Here is a 16,638-nt window from a genome sequence, read left to right as displayed (position 1 = left end):
AAATAAGCCAATTCTCTGGATAAGAAATTTATCGGCTGAAATCGATTTTCTTTAATAAAGACAGCAAATTAAGCTAAAGTTTTTCATAGATAGTACGTTTATAAGAGTATTCCATGTAAAAACATTTGCACAAAAACTAGACAGGAAAAAAGGGATAGTGTTAGCTGGCTAGTGAAGTTGTCCATAGTCTGATTAGGTTGGTTGGATGCAGAATATTAATGAGCTAATAGAGAACGTTAGACATAACGAGCAGATCGCGCTGAAGTTTTTTGACATCGAGCGCTGTATCTTATCTATTGGCCGTTGCGATCAATTTGTGTCCACCTTAACCAAAGAAGTGCAAAAACAATTTAATGTCCCCTTTGTCTGGGTCAACTTGATCAGCGAAGCGCCTCTCGCGCATTTGGTCGAGACCTTGGAAAAAACCATCGGTCTACGTGATCGTGTTCTCTTTACCCGTCGTGGCGCCATGATTGATGCCATTGGCGCAGGCAACAAAACCGTATTGGTGAATCAGGATATTGGCCAGTACTGGGAAATAATTCCACAATCTTATCGCAGTATCGTCGGCTCAGTTGCGATTTCCCCCCTTACAATGGACGGTGAACTGGTAGGCTTGTTTTGCCAAGCAGATCAAGACGTCGGCCGTTATGATCCAACAGCTAAAGACACCTTCTTGCTCGATCAGTTGTCGATCAAAATCTCTATCTGCTTAAGTAATGTGACTGCCCGCGAGAAATTAGAATATCTTGCAACCCGCGATCCATTGACTGGCTTATTGAATCGTCGCCAACTAGAGTTGATGCTAGAACGTGAATTTAGTCGTTGTAAAAGTCAAAATCGTGATTTAACCGCCGTGTTTGTCGACTGTGATGCGTTTAAGTCGATCAACGATACTTTAGGCCACAATTGTGGTGATGAAGTGTTAGAATACATAGCGAAACGTCTTTTGAAGCATGTGTATAAGCAAGGGTTGGCCTTCCGCTTTGCGGGGGATGAGTTTGTCTTTGTAATGCCGGGGAAAAGCTACGATCAAGCCATGGAAGTTGCTGAATCCGTCCATGACTATTTGCATGCTAATCCGTTGCGTTACAAAAGTAATCTCGTACCAATCACAGTCAGCTATGGTGGTGCCAGCGTGCTGTCCGATACGCCGACCAGTTATAAGCACTTGCTGAAATTAGCGGACGAGCGCCTCTATAACTACAAAAACAATCGCAAGCGATCTGTTCCTACGAAAGTCTTCAAGTTTCTGAACAAAATTCGTTAAATTGTAATTAAATTACGATATGACGGCTAATAATTTTGTTTTCAGGTGTTTTTACGCGCTTTTTCGTTGTAAAATTTCAAAAAATTAGAATTCCAAAGAGGTTTACTATGTCTCATGCTTTGATCGCGGATTTGGGGGGGACAAACGCACGTTTTGCCTTAGTACCGATCAATCAATATCAGCCACAGGAAGTGAGCGTTTACTCTTGTAAAGAGTACGAATCCTTCTTTGATGCTGTTTCCGCTTACGTTGAGCAGTGTAGCGTAAACTTCGACTCTATCGATGCCATTGTGTTGGCCATCGCTGGCCCTGTTAACCAAGAAGTGATTCGCTTCTCCAACAATCCTTGGCACTTCACTCGCCAACAGATTCAAGATCACTTCGGCCACGATAAGAAAATCGCTTTACTCAATGACTTTGATGCGATTGGCCACAGTTTGGAAGTGATTCCAAAAGAAGAACTTGTGCAACTTGGCGAGCCGTCTGAAATTGATCCCAAAGCTGCTTCCTGGGTATTGGGAGCGGGGACCGGTCTAGGGGTGGCTTGTGTCGTTCCACAAGACAACGGTGCCAACATCGTGCTGCCCGGTGAAGGCGGACATGTAGACCTAGCCACTTGTAACGATCAAGAAGACTATATTTTACGTTTCCTACGTGAGCGTCATCATCGCGTTTCGGCGGAACGTGTCTTATCGGGTATGGGTCTTGAAAACATTTACGAAGCCCTCGCACACCGCCAAGGCATTGAGCGCCGCCTGACGGCACCAGAAATTGGTGCAGCGATTGAAGCGGGCAGTGATCCGATTGCTGAGGCGACCTTGGATCAGTTTTTCACTTTCTTAGGCCGTGTTACCGGTGACCTTGTATTGTCGGTGGAAACACGCGGTGGTGTGTACATTGCCGGTGGCATTGTGCCACGTTACCTAGAACAAATTAAACGCAGCGCGTTCCGTGACGCGATGCAAGACAAGGGGCGTATGAAGGCGTTTGTGTCGCCGATCCCGACCTTTGTTGTGATGTCAGAATTCCCAGGGCTGATGGGGTGCGCCAATTACGCATCGTATCTTGTCAATCAAGCCTAAATAAGAATCGGAGAGAAAATGATGAAGGCAAGTTTAAAAGCCTGTGATGTGGTGATTTTTGGTGGCGGTGGCGACTTGGCCATGCGCAAGCTTCTTCCAGCTCTCTATCACTTGGACCAAGACGGTCTACTCGCCAAAAACACTCGTATCATTGGTGCATCTCGCCGCGAAATGAGCGCTGCAGACTACCAAGCGAAAGTGCGTGAAGCACTGGACGAGTTTGTGCCAAAGAGTATCGGCGATGAGAAAACTTGGCCACGTTTTAAAGAGCGTTTGAGCTATGTCTCAGTGGACGCTCAACAAGAGTCCGATTTTGCCCGTTTCAACGAGGCGAATGTGGGTGCTGATGACAAAGACGTGGTGTTCTACCTAGCGACTTCTCCGGATCTGTTTGGTTCGATCTGTTCTTCTTTGGCTAACCAAGGTCTGAACCAAGAGCGTATGCGTGTGGTACTTGAAAAGCCTTTGGGCCGCGACCTAACTTCGTCACGTGCGATCAACGACGAAGTAACGCAGAACTTCGGTGAGAAACAAATCTTCCGTATCGACCACTACCTTGGTAAAGAAACGGTTCAAAACCTATTGGCGATCCGTTTTGGTAACACGCTGTTTGAACCTCTATGGGACAGTGCACACATCGACAACGTACAGATCACCGTGTCTGAAACCGTGGGTGTAGAAGGCCGTTGGGGTTACTACGACAAAGCTGGCGCGCTGCGTGACATGGTGCAAAACCACCTGGTGCAGTTGCTGTGTTTGGTGGCAATGGAGCCGCCTGGTCGTAACGATGCGGACTCTGTTCGTGATGAAAAGATCAAGGTATTGAAAGCGCTGCGTCCTATCGAAGGCGCGAACGCTTACACCAAAACCGTTCGTGGTCAGTACGCCAAGGGCATGATCAACGGCAAAGAAGTAAAAGGCTACTTTGACGAAGAAGGGTCTAACCCAGAATCGCGCACGGAGACTTTCGTTGCACTACGTGCTGACATCGATAACTGGCGTTGGGCGGGCGTGCCATTTTACCTACGTACCGGTAAGCGTCTTGGTCAGCGCTACTCGGAAATCGTGATCCAATACAAGTCGATTCCACACAGCATCTTTAACGATGAAAGTAACCGTCAGTTACAACGCAACCAGCTGATCATTCGCCTACAACCAGAAGAGAAAATCTCGCTAACGGTGATGAACAAGGTGCCTGGCGCGGGTGAAGGTATGAATCTTCAACCAGTAGACCTGAACCTAAGTTTGAGCGAAGCCTTCCATAACAAACGTAGCCCTGAAGCCTACGAGCGTCTATTACTAGACGTGATGCGCGACGACGCGACACTGTTTATGCGCTACGACGAAGTAGAAGCGGCTTGGAAATGGGTTGACGGCATCATGGCAGCTTGGAACCAAACCAGCGAGCGTCCAAAAGAGTACGCTTCTGGTTCATGGGGGCCTGCGGCATCCATGGCACTACCAATCAAAGATGGCCGTAACTGGCACGACTACTAAGCAAAAGAGGATTTACCTATGACAACTTACACAGCCGCTCAAGTGATGACGGCAACGCCTGTGGTTCCAGTGATCGTGGTCGATGACGTGGAACAAGCGGTCAACCTAGGTAAAGCCTTGGTCGCAGGTGGTGTTCCAGTGCTTGAGGTGACGCTTCGTACGGAAGCGGCGCTTGAGGCCATCACAGCATTGCGTAAAGAAGTCCCTGAGGCCATCGTTGGCGCGGGTACGGTTTGCTCTCGTGAGCAATACGTGAAGGCAGTGGAAGCGGGCTCGCAATTTATCATCAGCCCTGGGATGACGCCGGATCTACTGAAAGTAGGTAAAGAGTACGACATTCCTTACCTACCAGCGGTCGCGACCATTTCGGATATCTTGCTAGGAATGGAATACGGTTACGACCACTTCAAATTCTTCCCAGCGGAAGTCAACGGTGGCGTCAAAGCGTTGAAAGCTTTCTCGGGTCCATTGCCACAGATTCGTTTCTGCCCAACCGGCGGTATCAATGAAAAGAACTTCAAAGAATACTTAGCGCTCGACAGTGTGCTATGTGTTGGCGGTTCTTGGATTGTACCGACGGACTTGGTCAAAGCCGGCAAATGGGATGAGATCACGGAACTGGCAAAATCGGTTCAGCAGTAAGCTTAATTCCGCTATTTTCAAAACACCCCACAGAGAGCTCTCTCTGTGGGGTGTTTTTGTTTTGGCTTATTTGTTTCTAGATAAAGCGCTGCGCAGCAAACAGTGTTGTATGGTGCCGTTCATTGTTATCATGCGGGCCATTCAATAAGGAGCAAGGCATGACTATTCATCGTATTAACCCCTGCAAACGCTGGTCGGATGTGACCATTTTCAATGGTGTGGCGAACTTTGTTGAAGTTCCTGAAAGCGATACCAGTGCCGATATCGTTGGCCAAGTGGAACAGATCTTTGCGCAGGTGGAAGAGCGTTTAGCGTCTATTGGCAGTGACAAATCGCGCATCTTATCGACCACTATCTACATCACTGACTTCGCTAATCTTGGCGCTTTAAATGCGGTATGGGATGAGTGGTTTCCAGAGGGTTGTGCGCCAAGCCGCGCGTGTGTGAAAGCAGAATTAGCGGATCCAGAGTTTCTTGTGGAAATGGTCTTCACTGCGGCTGCAGGCGAGCAATTCGCTTAACTCATACGGCAAAGCAGAAGGTAAAGTGACTAGGCACTTTACCTTCTGCTGACCTTTGTGTGAGCTAAAAGTATTTACGCTAAAGCGTTTGTCGGTAAAACAAGCAGAGCAAGCGATACACGTCAGGTAAGTGCTTCTCTAAGCGTCTTGGATCTTCAAAGAACGTCTCACTGCAGACCGCGAAAAACTCTGCAGGGTTGGTCAGCGCATACTCATCAATGGGTAAGCCAAGGTGATGTTGCCAGTTCGCTTGTAGCTGAGACCACGCTTCGCTAAAGACTTGATGCCATTCCCCCACCTGCATGTCTTTATGCATCGGCGGTGCGCCATTGGCGCCATCCCTTAGCATGTCCAGTTTATGGGCAAATTCATGAATCACCACATTACTGGCGTGACCATGACGCGCATGCGCCCCGCTGTGAGCGACCGATTCCCAAGATAAAATCACCGGACCGCGTAACCAAGCTTCACCACTGAGTCTAGGAGACTGATTGTGTAGCACACCATCTTCGCTCAGGTAAGGGCGGTTAGGGATAAAGTCCCCTTGGTAGAGGATCACTGTTTGCCAAGCGTCGTACCAATGCAGACCAAGTTCCAGAATCGGCACACAAGCCATGGTGGCAACCCGCAAGCACATTTCGTCGGTGAGCCTTGCATCACCGCCTGGGGCGATGGCTTTATGCACTAAGAAGCGCAATGTAAGCTGATACAGTTCATCGCGCTGGGTACCTTGATAATGGGCCATCACTGGCCAATCCGACATAACACTTTCCCATTGCTCTCGGGTAACTGGGAGCTGGCGAATGTGACGGTTTTCCCACCATGTCGAGATCCATTTGAACATGATTTAGCCTTTGGTTATGAATGCGGAGCGGAAACGAAAACGGCTTCTAGAAGAAGCCGTTTCGATAGCAAGATGGATTAAGCAAAGCGCTTTTCAAGGTAGCGAATGATGTCATTCGACTCGAACATCCACTCCACTTTACCATCCTTTTCAATGCGTAGGCAGGGCACTTTCACTTTGCCCGCACCGGTTTCTAGTTCTTGGCGGTAAGGTGAGCCTTGTGAGGCACTGCGCTTTTCAATGTTTAGATTGAGCTTGTGCATGGCGCGACGTGTTTTCGTGCAAAACGGGCACGCAGCGAAATGGTAAAGAGTTAAGTTTTTGGTTTGCTCATTCACTGCGTCTTGTAGCTGCGGCGCACGTTTTTGTTTTCTGCCACGGGTTAGCAGGTCTGCCAACACAATGATGCCACCAAGTAGGTTACGGATCAGTTTGACCAATAATTTCATGGGTTAGGTTCTCTCGTTCGATCAGATCGTTGTAATGGGCGCTATTCTAACGGCAAAGGGCTGTGAGCATAAGAGTTAGATGTGGAAAATTTGCACAAGCGCAGCACGGATTCTGTTGCGTAATGGGCTAAGATTAAGAGCAGTACAAAAGCCCATGCAGTAGGTGGTCGTTGTGTTTGAAAAGTTAGGTTGGAAAAAACGCTCCCAAGAGCAGGCAGGCGAAAGCTTGCCTGTGCTCACGCCTGTTTCCCTTGATGAAGTCGCGCAAGAATACGCTGATGCTTATGATGAACAGGGGTTTTGGAGTAAGTGTAAGCGTTACGCCCGCGCCATTGGCCGTGCTGGTTTGGAAAAGGCCTTTACTCTGTACTACGCTACGGAACACAAAGACTGCACTTTGGCGCATAAAACAGCGATCTATGGTGCCCTCGGCTACTTGCTGACGCCGATTGATGCGATTCCGGATTTAACGCCATTTTTGGGCTATACCGATGACATCAGTTTGATTGGTGCCGCCATGATAGCCGTGGCTTCCTGCATTGATGAGAGTGTGAAATACCAAGCCAAAAATCGCGTTAGCCGTTTATTGGGAGAGGGGGCGCTTGAAGGTGTGCGTGAGTGCAAAGCCGAAGACATAAATGCAGTACTGAGTGTTTGGCTGACGGCCTCAATTAAGGCCCATGATTTTGTCTCGCCAGACTTTTGGGCGGGGCAAGTATCTGACATGCGTGATGGCTATTTGCCCTCGGCGAGGGTTTATGTTTATGAGAAGCTGGGCCAAGTGGTGGGCTTTTATGCGCTGCGACAAAACACTTTAGCGGCTCTGTTTGTGGCGCCTGAATACCAAACGCAAGGGATTGGCCGTGAGCTGCTGAACCATGCGAAAGCCGAGTTAGATTCGTTAACCTTATCGGTGTTTAAAGCCAATGACGCGGCGATCGGTTTTTATCTTTCTCAAGGCTTTAAGGTGGCCAGTGAACAAATTAACCCAGCCACCAGCCAGCCAGAATTTATTATGATCTGGGTGGCTGGCTAAGTTCATGATGGAAAACCCTCAGCTTAGTTAACATTCCAACGAGGTTTCGACTTCTTGTTGGATCGGGAAACGGCAATCTAGTAACAGCAATAGGTTCAGATCTTGTTTCTCCAGCGGTTTTGAGAAGTAATAGCCTTGATAGCGGCTACAACCAATTTTGCTCAGCACTTCTTTTTCAAACGGCGTCTCCACCCCTTCCGCAATCACTGACAGCTTCATATGTTTAGCCATAGAGATAATCGTATTGATGATTTCGTAGCTATGTGGATCTTCACTGATGTCCCGGACAAAGGATTGGTCGATCTTAAGCTGGCTCAACGGTAGATACTTCAAGTAGCGCAAAGAAGAGTAGCCGGTGCCAAAATCATCGATGGAAAAGTGTACACCGTGATCCTTAAGACGCTGCATTTTGGACGCCACCGCTTTGATGTTTTCCACCAGCATGTTTTCCGTGATTTCTAAGTCGATGTAGCTTGGATCAATTTGGGTTTGCTTAAACACCTTGAGCACTTGATCGACAAAATCTTCGCGCGAAAACTGATACGGACTGATGTTAATAGCCAAACTTTGGAAACTGTCCGGTAAGCCGGTCACTTGTTGCCAAGCACGCAATTGCTGGCAAGCCTCAGTCAGTACCCATTCGCCCAATGGTACAATCAATCCCGTTTCTTCAGCGATCGGAATAAATTGGTCTGGTGGAATCATGCCTAGCTCTGGACTAAACCAGCGCACTAACGCTTCGAGACCGATCAGCTCGCCGTGTTGATTGACTTGCGGTTGATACACCAAGCGCAATTCATTACGCTCCAACGCATGGTGTAAGGCTTTTTCCATTTTCAAACGATCGGTGGCGTATTGTTGCATCTCATTTTGATAGAAATGGAAGCCATTGCGGCCATTCTCTTTGGCGCGGTACATGGCGGTGTCGGCTTGTTGCAGGATGCGCATACCATCAGAGTGATCCAGTGGAAATAGGCTGATGCCGATACTAGCGGACACATACAACTCTACGTCTTGAATCATAAAGGCTTGGTTAAGTCGCTCAAGTAAGCGCTCGGCCAGATGCGAGACTTCGGTCTGCGCCTCTTCGAGACTGTTCGACAGATCCGGCAGGAGTAGCACAAACTCATCTCCGCCCATACGCGAGGCGGTATCGCCTTTAGCTAACAAGGTGGTAATGCGTTTTGATACCTCAATCAACAGCTGATCTCCAGCGTGGTGGCCCATGGAATCATTGATGGTTTTAAAGCGATCCAAGTCGATAAATAACACGCCACCAATATGGCCGTGCTCACGGCAGACCTCAATCGCATTATCGAGGCGGTCATGCAATAGACGTCGGTTGGGTAAGTTGGTGAGGGCATCGTAATAGGCCAAATATTTGACCTGCTCTTGGTCTTTGATGCGCTGGGTAATGTCGCGTACTGAGACTAGGTAACGCGGTAAACCATCCAGATTGATGACACTGGCGCAGACTTCGACAGGCACAGTGGTGCCATTACGACGCGTATAATGGGTCTCAAAGGTGGACACTTTACCCAGTGCATTCTTGGCCCAGTCGAGTAGCTCCGTTTTACTAAATTTAGGGTCGATGGCTTTCAGATTGATCGACAGTAAATTTTTTTCACCGTAGCCCAATAGGTGTCGAGCAGCATTATTGCAGTCGAGGATTTGACCATCTTGGTTCGTCATCAGCATACATTCGCGGGACTGTTGAATCACCGCGCGGAAGTAGGCCTCACGTTTCTCTAGTTCTGTTTGCACCGATTGGCGTTGATGCCAAAGGGCGGTGAAGGTACGCGCCAGTACACCCAGTTCGTCATCGCGCGCGGACTCAGGAAAGTACACGCCGCCTTGGTTAGATTGGCTTTTGGCTAATAGGCTGAGACGTTCGATAAACTGGGAAATAGGACGTGAGGTTTGAATATAAATCAGTGTCAGCATCACGGCGCCGACAATCAAGATGCCAAATAAGGTGGTTGAGACTAAGCGAATACTGCGGCTAATAAAGTTAGCGGTGACCACGTCGTAATCGATCTCAGCTTCAAGACGACCCACTTTCATGCTGTCTCGGGTCAGGTCTAATACATAATATTGGGAAAGGTCGTTGGATAAATAGTCTGTGATCCAGCCATAGCTATTACTGACCAAAGGACGTTGATAGACCGCCATACGGTTACCCAAGTCGTCACTTAGACGCATGCGATAGAAGAGGTTACTGCGTGTGAGGCCAGCTAAGACTTTTTCTGCCAGGCCATTGTCCAAGGTGTAAGCTGACTCCGTGGCAGCGTTTTGTACGATTTCAAGGGTGCCGATCACTCGTTCGTGGATGTTGCTTTTTTCTTCCTGCCAATCGGAATAAATGTGGTAGATGCTCACTAAGACCGTCATGATCAATAGTAGCAAGAGTACCCATTTGGTTTGTTTGTAGGATAAGCGTTTACGCAGAGCCAGCATGATTTCTCTTTCCTGAGTTATGGGCTAACTGTTGGGGCTGTGATGCCATACTTGTCGTATAGAACTTGGGTGCGCCCTGATTCCTTTAATGCCCGAAGACCTTGGTTTAGGGCACGCAATAAACGCTCCGAATCAGGATACTTTTTACTAAAGCAAACCCCATAATGCTTGTAGTCGATGCCTTCGATACCGTAAATGCTGAACTGGTCGCGGACGTCCATCTGATCCAGTACGTATAGCAGGCTTTCCTTATCGGTCATAAACACATCTTGGTTACGATGTAATACTAATGACACCCCTTGTCTGATGCCGTTAACCGTTGAGTAACTGATACCGTGATGAGTGAGGACGGCTTCTTGGGCCCAACCTGCGTTGACGATATTTTTGTGCTGGCTGAGTCTATTAAGGGGCAGTTGGGACTCTTGGCCTAAGTAGTTTGTGCTGGTGCCTAGCACCATGGTGGCGAAACTGACGGGTTCAGAGAAATAGCTAAAATTGGCTCGTGAAGTAATCGGGCGACAAGAAGCTGCTCCCAAAATGAGCCCTTGCTCTACATCTCGCATCATGCGCTTCCAAGCACCTAGTTTAAAGCTCACATCGATACCTTGGCTTTGATAGGCTTCACGAATCAGCTCGATATCAATGCCGTAGAGGCCATCACCACCGTCGTTGTCTGGGTAAGGGTGTTCAATGCTGGCATCAATCACATAGGGCGGGAAATGAATCGCATAGAGTTCTATGCTTTCCCCATGAGCTTGGGAGTGAAGCATAAGTATTAGGGTAATGACAGCTAGATGAATCCTTTGCCTCACTCTTGTCTCCTAGCGTTCGATGGCGGCTATAGCAGATAACTTTGCATTTAAAGAGTATGGTTATACTAATTTTTTACACTATTTCATACCTTTAATTAATAATCAGTTTCATTACAGCGACATAGCTGTCGGAAAGGGTCAATATCGACTGATGTCGATGGCGTGAAATTTATACCCCGACAAAGGTCATAAATTGCTCAAGAATTTGATTATGCTGCTGGCCACGTTTGGTAATCAAATTAAGGTCGAGTGGAAACTGGTAGTGCTCGGCGAGTAGCGCTTTCATGCGGCCTTTTTCAACCCAATAATCGGCGTAATGCTCAGGCAAAAAGCCGATGTAGGTGCCCGTGAGGATTAAAAATGCTACGCCTTCATGGTCGGAAGCAGTAGCACTGCAGCGCAGTTTTTGATGCATGGCGATTGCTTCCGGCGTCATACGATGTCCTGTTACAACGGTATTGGTTTGCTTGAGCATGGCATCGCTCATGTTGTCGGTGTGAAAGTAAGGATGCTGGTCACTGCAATACAAAAGGTATTGTTCGTTGTACAAGTCTTTGTAGTGCAGTCCGGAGCTTTTATTGGTGGCAGGCACTACGCCTACATGAAAGCGTCCATCAATCACGCCTTTTTCGATATCGTTTGGCGTCGCCATGGTGATGTTGATATTGATCTTGTCACTCATGGTGCGCAAATCCCGTAACGCGTGGGTAATGCGCATATGGGGTTGGGTCACCAAGTTATTCACCAGAGCGATATTTAGCTCGCCGCGCAGCTCGTTATTAATTTGGTTAACGTCGTTACGAAACTGTTCGATTGAAGCCAGTAGCACTTCAACGGAGGAAAGCACCGACTCGCCTTCCTCGGTGAGCGTAATACCACCGCGCCCACGATGACAGAGCTTCATATTGAGGCGTTTTTCTAGATCACTCATTTGGATAGATATGGCCGATTTGGTAATACCGAGGATGGTTTCTGCGGCGGTGTAGCTGCCGCATTCGACCACGGTTTTGAATAGGCGTAATAGCTTGATATCAAAGTCGGTGATCTGATTGATCAAAGGGCGCTTCTTTTTGTTTTGCATTTACTTAACCTATGTAAAGTAAGTTTGTATTTAACTTAACCTAAACTCATGCGAAAACAAGGGATCAATCGTTAAGAGGGCTTGGTATGGGTCAGTTTCAAGGTTCTAAAGGTGAGTTACCAGTGGATCTCAGTGCGCACTGGATGCCTTTCTCCGGCAATCGTCATTTTCAGCAGCATCCGCGTATCATTGCGTCGGCGTCTGGCTCTTGGTTTAAAGATCAACATGGCCGTGATATCTATGACTCCTTATCCGGCTTATGGACCTGTGGTGCAGGCCATGCACGCCCTGAAATTCAAAAAGCCGTTGCTGAGCAATTAGGAGCATTGGATTACTCCCCCGCGTTCCAGTTTGCCCACCCGCTGTCTTTCCAATTGGCAGAGCGCATTGTTGCCAAGATGCCGCAAGGCTTAGATCACGTGTTGTTTACCGGCTCTGGTTCAGAAAGTGCCGATACGTCTTTGAAGCTTGCCCGTGCTTATTGGCGTGCTAAAGGCAAACCGAGCAAAACCAAGTTGATTGGTCGTGCTCGTGGTTATCATGGGGTGAATTTTGGTGGCACCAGTTTAGGTGGCATCAATGGCAATCGTAAAACCTTCGGTCAATTGGTCGACGCTGATCACATTCCGCATACCTTGCAGCCTGAGTTAGCCTTTACTCAAGGTATGGCGCAAAGCGGCGGAGTGGAGCTGGCCAATGAAATGCTCAAACTGATCGAGCTACACGATGCTTCAAACATTGCGGCTTTGATTGTTGAGCCTATGTCTGGCTCCGCTGGGGTAATTGTACCGCCAGTCGGTTATTTGCAACGCTTGCGTGAAATCTGTGACCAGCACGACATCCTATTGATTTTTGATGAAGTGATTACCGCCTTTGGTCGTATGGGACGTTGGACGGGGGCAGAATATTTTGGCGTGACGCCGGATATTTTAAATTGTGCCAAGCAGATCACCAATGGCGCGATCCCGATGGGGGCAGTAGTGACGTCGGATGACATCTACCAAACCTTTATGCAACAAGAGCTGGCGCCGCATGCGACCGAGTTCGCTCACGGTTACACCTATTCAGCACACCCTGTCGCCTGTGCTGCGGCTTTAGCTACACTCGATTTATTAGAGCGTGATCATTTGATTCAGCAGTCGGCAGAATTAGCGCCGATTTTTGAAAACAAGCTGCACGCTTTGAAGGGCACTCAGCATGTAATCGACATTCGTAACTGTGGCTTAGCGGGGGCGCTGCAGATTCAAGCGAAAGACGGTGATCCAACCCTACGACCTTTCCAGGCGATGTTGGCGTTATGGGATAAAGGTTTTTGTGTTCGCGCAGGTGGCGATACTCTGCAGTTTGGACCTACCTTTAATGCCGATCCAGACGATTTAGAGCGACTGTTCAATGCGGTACATGAAACCCTTGAAAGTCTCGACTAACCCGATTTTGACGAATAAGTAGTATTGAATAAGGTAATAAAATTATGCAAAAAGTGACGCATTTGATCGCTGGTGAAATGGTTAGCCACAGCGAGCAAACCATCGATGTCTTTAACCCTGCCACAGGTAAAGTGACCTGTGTGATGGAAATGGGCACAGAGCAAACCGTAGCGGCGGCCATTGCTGCGGCAGAGCAAGCGCTACCAGAATGGCGTGCCACACCGCCGTTAAAACGTGCCCGCGTCATGTTCCGCTTTAAAGAGTTATTGGAGAAAAACCAAGATCAGATCGCCAAATTGATCAGCGAAGAGCACGGCAAAACCATCCCGGATGCCTTGGGTGAACTGCAACGGGGTATTGAAAACGTAGAATACGCCTGTGCTGCGCCAGAGTTATTAAAGGGCGAGTACTCCTTTAATACTGGTCCTGGCATCAATGCTTGGAGCGACTTTAAACCAGTGGGTATTGTGGCGGGCATTACGCCGTTTAACTTCCCTGCCATGGTGCCGCTGTGGATGTATCCATTGGCAATTGTCTGCGGTAACTGTTTTATTCTGAAACCTTCCGAAAAAGACCCTAGCTCCACTTTGTTTATCGCAAACCTGTTAAATGAAGCGGGCTTACCAAAAGGCGTGTTAAGTGTGATCAACGGTGGCAAAGACGTGGTGGACGCACTGATTGCTGCACCACAAGTAAAAGCCATGAGCTTTGTAGGCTCAACCCCAGTGGCGGAATATATCTACACCCAAGGCACCGCAAAGGGCAAGCGTGTACAGGCGTTAGGCGGCGCGAAAAACCACGCTATTGTCATGCCAGATGCTGAACTAGATGGCGCAGTGAGTGCCTTGATGGGCGCCGCGTTTGGCTCCTGTGGTGAGCGTTGTATGGCGATTTCTGTGGCCGTGTGTGTCGGCGATGAAACCGCTGAGCGCTTGATTGCTAAGCTGACACCGCAAATCAATGAACTGCGTGTGGGCGCTTACACTCAAGCAGGTGTCGATATGGGGCCGCTGATTTCCAAAGAGCACTTTGACAAGGTCACTCAGTATGTACAAGAAGGTGTCGACAGTGGCGCAGAGCTATTGATTGACGGTCGTGGTTTAAGCGTGCCAGACCATGCGGACGGTTACTTTATCGGTGGTTGCTTATTTGACCGAGTGACTCCTGAGATGAGCATTTACCAAGAAGAAATCTTTGGTCCAGTGCTATGTATCGTACGTGTGAATAGTTTAGAAGAAGGCATTGCCCTAATTAACGCCCATGAATACGGCAATGGCACCTGCATCTTTACTCGCGATGGTGAAGCCGCAGACCTGTTCTGCGACGAGGTGGAAGCAGGCATGGTCGGCGTCAACGTACCTTTGCCAGTGCCAGTGGCGTCCCATAGTTTTGGTGGTTGGAAACGTTCTTTGTTTGGTGACCTACATGCTTACGGTCCGGATGGGGTACGCTTCTATACTCGCCGTAAAACCATTAGCCAGCGTTGGCCAAAACGTGCCACTCATGAAGCGGCGCAATTCGCCTTCCCGAGTCAGCAATAACATGCGCTGATTGCACTCAAAGCCCTTTCCTGTGAAAGGGCTTTTTTGTTGCTAAAAATCGTTACATATCACTACTGAATCTGTGTATTCACTGCCCAGCAGATTTCTTAATCTCATCTATCCTGAAAGAAGCGCTTAACCTTAAGGAGAGCTTTATGTCGCTTGTTCGAATGATTTATGCCAGCACCATTGCCAAAGATTTAGAAAAAGATGCCATTACAAAAATCATGACCTGCTCGAAATCGGAGAATAAAAAACACAATATTACTGGCTTGTTGTATTTTAACCGACGCTATTTCCTGCAGGTGTTGGAAGGTGATCGCGATACGGTTAACGAACTCTTTTTAAAAATTGCTCACGATGACAGACATAAAAATGTCGTCATTAGCGAATTTGTTGAAGTCTACCAGCGTGAGTTTGAAAGTTGGAAAATGGGTTATATTCCAGAGTCAAAAGTCACGACTCCCATTATTTTGAAATACTCTACCGACACTAAATTTAACCCTTACACCATGTCGAGCAAGAGCCAGTTAGCCATGATGTTAGAGCTAAGAGATCATGTCTCAGTTGAGGTTATTGAATAGACATGCTTTTATCGTTCACTCTTATACATTGATTTAAAGAGTGCGGTGACCTATGAAGACAATCGGTATGCTTGGGGGCATGAGTTGGGAAAGTACACAAGGCTATTACCGAGTCGTCAATGAAGGCGTCAAGCAAGCTTTAGGTGGCCTACATTCTGCCAAAATTGTCTTAAATAGCGTCGACTTTGCAGAGATTGAGGCCTGTCAACGTAGTGGGGATTGGCCGCAAGCCGGTGCTATTTTGGCTAAAGCCGCTCAGAGTATTGAAGCGGCGGGCGCCGACTTGTTACTGATTTGTACCAATACCATGCATAAAGTCGCTGAGGAGATTGAAGCAGCGATTAACATTCCTCTACTGCATATCGCCGATGCCACCGGTGACGCCTTGCAGCAGGCAGGCGTAACTAAAGTGGGATTATTGGGCACGGCTTTCACCATGGAGCAGGCCTTTTATAAAGATCGCCTAAGTGAGCGTTTTGGTTTGGAAGTCCTAGTGCCAAATGAAACCGATCGCGCATTGGTCCATCAAGTTATTTTCCAAGAGTTGTGTTTAGGTGTGGTTTCTGAACATTCTAAAGCTGAATACTTACGCATTATTAATACGCTGTCTGAACAGGGGGCTCAGGCCGTTATTCTAGGCTGTACCGAGATTGGTATGTTGATTACTCAACAAGATTCCCCTGTGCCGTTATTTGATACCACGGCGATTCATGCACAGGCTGCGGTGACTATTGCATTAAAGTAAATATTGTATTAACTAATGTGATGTTTTTAGACATATTTGATCCTTATTAACGTGTTATTTTTGGACATATGTTAAACACTTATTCGAGGGATTAACCGTGAAAGTATTAGCCTTTGCAGCAACTAACCACAAAGCATCTATTAACAAACAACTAGTGACTCATGCAGCGAACCTTGTTGCCGAAAACAAAGGTGCGGACATTGAAATCCTAGACATGAACGATTACGAGCTGCCGCTTTACAGTATCGAGCGTCAAACAGAAAACGGCATGCACCCTCTAGCGCAGCAGTTCTTTGACAAAATCGGTGCGGCGGATGCGGTGATCATTTCTTTCGCTGAGCACAATGGTTCCTACGCAGCGGTCTACAAGAACCTATACGACTGGGTATCTCGTATCGATATGAAAGCGTACCAGAACACTCCAACAGTATTGCTATCGACTTCTCCTGGCCCTGGCGGCGCAGGCAGTGTTCTTGCAAGTGCAGTAGGTTCTGCAGCCTTCTTTGGTATGGATCTAAAAGGCAGCTTGTCAGTACCTTCTTTCAACGATAACTTCGACACTGAAAAAGGTGTGCTAGTTAACGCTGAGTTGTCTGAAAAGCTAAAAGAGATGCTGGCTAAACTAGGCGAATAATTTGCCAGTTATGCTT

General features: G+C 47.8%; 16 protein-coding genes. 11 read left to right on the top strand and 5 right to left on the bottom strand.

Annotated features, from left to right (window positions below; translation table 11 throughout):
• Positions 1 to 205 precede the first annotated feature (205 nt).
• From ACOSVP_RS18005 to ACOSVP_RS17985, 5 genes are all read left to right on the top strand, one after another.
• On the top strand, positions 206 to 1,270 hold the full coding sequence (locus ACOSVP_RS18005) for a diguanylate cyclase (RefSeq protein WP_487348864.1): 1,065 nt from the start codon (positions 206 to 208) through the stop codon (positions 1,268 to 1,270).
• A gap of 107 nt (positions 1,271 to 1,377) precedes the next feature.
• Positions 1,378 to 2,352, top strand: coding sequence for a glucokinase (gene glk / locus ACOSVP_RS18000; protein WP_487348863.1), 975 nt, complete (start codon positions 1,378 to 1,380; stop codon positions 2,350 to 2,352).
• A gap of 21 nt (positions 2,353 to 2,373) precedes the next feature.
• On the top strand, positions 2,374 to 3,849 hold the full coding sequence (zwf, locus tag ACOSVP_RS17995) for a glucose-6-phosphate dehydrogenase (protein ID WP_487348875.1): 1,476 nt from the start codon (positions 2,374 to 2,376) through the stop codon (positions 3,847 to 3,849).
• 18 nt (positions 3,850 to 3,867) lie between these two features.
• On the top strand, positions 3,868 to 4,491 hold the full coding sequence (locus ACOSVP_RS17990; protein WP_487348862.1) for a bifunctional 4-hydroxy-2-oxoglutarate aldolase/2-dehydro-3-deoxy-phosphogluconate aldolase: 624 nt from the start codon (positions 3,868 to 3,870) through the stop codon (positions 4,489 to 4,491).
• A 158-nt stretch (positions 4,492 to 4,649) separates the two neighbouring features.
• The gene (locus ACOSVP_RS17985; protein ID WP_487348861.1) at positions 4,650 to 5,012 is read left to right on the top strand and encodes a RidA family protein; all 363 of its coding nucleotides are present in this window, start codon (positions 4,650 to 4,652) and stop codon (positions 5,010 to 5,012) included.
• A gap of 79 nt (positions 5,013 to 5,091) precedes the next feature.
• Here ACOSVP_RS17985 and ACOSVP_RS17980 read toward each other — a convergent pair whose 3' ends face one another.
• Both ACOSVP_RS17980 and ACOSVP_RS17975 read right to left on the bottom strand, forming a co-directional pair.
• A complete protein-coding gene (locus tag ACOSVP_RS17980) occupies positions 5,092 to 5,856 on the bottom strand; it encodes a M90 family metallopeptidase (RefSeq protein WP_487348860.1) in 765 nt (254 codons plus the stop codon).
• 77 nt (positions 5,857 to 5,933) lie between these two features.
• Positions 5,934 to 6,305 (bottom strand): glutathione S-transferase N-terminal domain-containing protein, encoded by a 372-nt coding sequence (locus ACOSVP_RS17975; RefSeq protein ID WP_487348859.1) that lies wholly within the window; start codon positions 6,303 to 6,305, stop codon positions 5,934 to 5,936.
• Positions 6,306 to 6,477: 172 nt separating this feature from the next.
• On the opposite strand from ACOSVP_RS17975, the gene ACOSVP_RS17970 reads away from it, so the two are divergent.
• A complete protein-coding gene (locus ACOSVP_RS17970; protein WP_487348858.1) occupies positions 6,478 to 7,341 on the top strand; it encodes a GNAT family N-acetyltransferase in 864 nt (287 codons plus the stop codon).
• Between the two features lie 27 nt (positions 7,342 to 7,368).
• Here ACOSVP_RS17970 and ACOSVP_RS17965 read toward each other — a convergent pair whose 3' ends face one another.
• The 3 genes from ACOSVP_RS17965 to ACOSVP_RS17955 all read right to left on the bottom strand — a co-directional run bounded on the left by ACOSVP_RS17965 (position 7,369) and on the right by ACOSVP_RS17955 (position 11,691).
• Positions 7,369 to 9,798 (bottom strand): putative bifunctional diguanylate cyclase/phosphodiesterase, encoded by a 2,430-nt coding sequence (locus tag ACOSVP_RS17965; protein WP_487348857.1) that lies wholly within the window; start codon positions 9,796 to 9,798, stop codon positions 7,369 to 7,371.
• Between the two features lie 17 nt (positions 9,799 to 9,815).
• The gene (locus ACOSVP_RS17960) at positions 9,816 to 10,610 is read right to left on the bottom strand and encodes a substrate-binding periplasmic protein (protein WP_487348856.1); all 795 of its coding nucleotides are present in this window, start codon (positions 10,608 to 10,610) and stop codon (positions 9,816 to 9,818) included.
• Between the two features lie 169 nt (positions 10,611 to 10,779).
• Entirely contained in the window at positions 10,780 to 11,691 is a 912-nt protein-coding gene (locus ACOSVP_RS17955) for a LysR family transcriptional regulator (RefSeq protein WP_487348855.1), read from the bottom strand.
• Between the two features lie 86 nt (positions 11,692 to 11,777).
• Between ACOSVP_RS17955 and aptA the strand changes: the two genes are divergently transcribed.
• The 5 genes from aptA to ACOSVP_RS17930 all read left to right on the top strand — a co-directional run bounded on the left by aptA (position 11,778) and on the right by ACOSVP_RS17930 (position 16,622).
• Positions 11,778 to 13,118, top strand: coding sequence for an omega-aminotransferase AptA (aptA, locus tag ACOSVP_RS17950; RefSeq protein ID WP_487348854.1), 1,341 nt, complete (start codon positions 11,778 to 11,780; stop codon positions 13,116 to 13,118).
• Positions 13,119 to 13,162: 44 nt separating this feature from the next.
• Entirely contained in the window at positions 13,163 to 14,659 is a 1,497-nt protein-coding gene (locus ACOSVP_RS17945) for a CoA-acylating methylmalonate-semialdehyde dehydrogenase (protein WP_487348853.1), read from the top strand.
• 155 nt (positions 14,660 to 14,814) lie between these two features.
• Entirely contained in the window at positions 14,815 to 15,243 is a 429-nt protein-coding gene (locus ACOSVP_RS17940) for a BLUF domain-containing protein (protein WP_487348852.1), read from the top strand.
• Positions 15,244 to 15,295: 52 nt separating this feature from the next.
• Positions 15,296 to 15,988, top strand: coding sequence for an aspartate/glutamate racemase family protein (locus ACOSVP_RS17935; RefSeq protein WP_487348851.1), 693 nt, complete (start codon positions 15,296 to 15,298; stop codon positions 15,986 to 15,988).
• 97 nt (positions 15,989 to 16,085) lie between these two features.
• Positions 16,086 to 16,622: an NADPH-dependent FMN reductase gene (locus tag ACOSVP_RS17930; RefSeq protein WP_487348850.1), complete on the top strand. Its 537-nt coding sequence runs from the start codon at positions 16,086 to 16,088 to the stop codon at positions 16,620 to 16,622.
• Positions 16,623 to 16,638 lie beyond the last annotated feature (16 nt).

It is taken from the genome of Marinomonas sp. HM11-D (assembly GCF_057626615.1).
The sequence above is the reverse complement of the archived record's forward strand: the minus strand, read 5'-3'. Positions and strand labels throughout refer to the sequence as shown.

Excerpts from the sequence above, each read along its gene's own strand:
- ACOSVP_RS17975 (WP_487348859.1), bottom strand. The coding sequence starts at position 6,305 with ATGAAATTATTGGTCAAACTGATCCGTAACCTACTTGGTGGCATCATT.
- glk (WP_487348863.1), top strand. The coding sequence starts at position 1,378 with ATGTCTCATGCTTTGATCGCGGATTTGGGGGGGACAAACGCACGTTTT.
- ACOSVP_RS17990 (WP_487348862.1), top strand. The coding sequence starts at position 3,868 with ATGACAACTTACACAGCCGCTCAAGTGATGACGGCAACGCCTGTGGTT.
- ACOSVP_RS18005 (WP_487348864.1), top strand. The coding sequence starts at position 206 with ATGCAGAATATTAATGAGCTAATAGAGAACGTTAGACATAACGAGCAG.
- ACOSVP_RS17955 (WP_487348855.1), bottom strand. The coding sequence starts at position 11,691 with ATGCAAAACAAAAAGAAGCGCCCTTTGATCAATCAGATCACCGACTTT.
- ACOSVP_RS17985 (WP_487348861.1), top strand. The coding sequence starts at position 4,650 with ATGACTATTCATCGTATTAACCCCTGCAAACGCTGGTCGGATGTGACC.
- ACOSVP_RS17945 (WP_487348853.1), top strand. The coding sequence starts at position 13,163 with ATGCAAAAAGTGACGCATTTGATCGCTGGTGAAATGGTTAGCCACAGC.
- ACOSVP_RS17935 (WP_487348851.1), top strand. The coding sequence starts at position 15,296 with ATGAAGACAATCGGTATGCTTGGGGGCATGAGTTGGGAAAGTACACAA.
- aptA (WP_487348854.1), top strand. The coding sequence starts at position 11,778 with ATGGGTCAGTTTCAAGGTTCTAAAGGTGAGTTACCAGTGGATCTCAGT.
- zwf (WP_487348875.1), top strand. The coding sequence starts at position 2,374 with ATGAAGGCAAGTTTAAAAGCCTGTGATGTGGTGATTTTTGGTGGCGGT.
- ACOSVP_RS17965 (WP_487348857.1), bottom strand. The coding sequence starts at position 9,798 with ATGCTGGCTCTGCGTAAACGCTTATCCTACAAACAAACCAAATGGGTA.
- ACOSVP_RS17980 (WP_487348860.1), bottom strand. The coding sequence starts at position 5,856 with ATGTTCAAATGGATCTCGACATGGTGGGAAAACCGTCACATTCGCCAG.
- ACOSVP_RS17940 (WP_487348852.1), top strand. The coding sequence starts at position 14,815 with ATGTCGCTTGTTCGAATGATTTATGCCAGCACCATTGCCAAAGATTTA.